Raw genomic sequence first — 227 nt, 5'->3', positions numbered from 1 at the left:
AACAGTATTAAAGAGCAGATCAACAGCCTGAATGGTCTGATCGCCACAGACGCCGTCAACGGCTACCGCCAGCGCGCCATTGATACCACCGCCCAATTGCGCGCCCTGGAAGCCCAGCGCAGCCAGATCATCAAGAGCCTTTCCACAGCGCAACCAGGCGCCAGCACTCACGGAGCGTTTAACAGCCTGGCCAGCACACTCAACATAGACCCCGTGCGATTACAGCA

General features: G+C 58.1%; 1 protein-coding gene. It reads left to right on the top strand.

The window, feature by feature from the left end; all coding sequences use genetic code 11:
* On the top strand, nucleotides 1-227 hold a 227-nt coding region (locus Q1A48_RS21625), incomplete at both ends, for a hypothetical protein (protein WP_299948958.1).

It is taken from the genome of uncultured Microbulbifer sp. (genome assembly GCF_947489355.1).
Classification (GTDB): domain Bacteria; phylum Pseudomonadota; class Gammaproteobacteria; order Pseudomonadales; family Cellvibrionaceae; genus Microbulbifer.
Note: the sequence above shows the minus strand (reverse complement) of the source record. Positions and strands in the feature narration are given on the sequence as shown.